Below are 239 nucleotides of genomic sequence, written 5' to 3' on the forward strand. Positions count from 1 at the left end.
GTACCCACCTCTCCCGGTGGGCGACGGCGTCGTCCGGAGTGCCGACCCGCACGATCTCGTGCATGCGGAAGGCCTGCATGCGAGCAGGGTCGACGGCAGGCTCGTGCCGAAAGCAGTACCCGTAGATGTCGTACGTCGTCCCGCCGGACGGGAGTACGGACGGCAACATCGAGTACGACGGGTGACATGCCGCGGACACCAGCATCGTCCCGGCCGACTCGAGGTGGTGATCCCAGTCC

The 239-nt window shown here is 67.4% G+C and carries 1 pseudogene; it reads right to left on the minus strand.

Annotated features, from left to right (window positions below):
• Positions 1–239, minus strand: a pseudogene (locus NDO48_RS29520) (hypothetical protein); the annotation flags it as partial.

This window comes from Aminobacter sp. MET-1 (genome assembly GCF_026521175.1).
Lineage (GTDB): Bacteria > Pseudomonadota > Alphaproteobacteria > Rhizobiales > Rhizobiaceae > Aminobacter.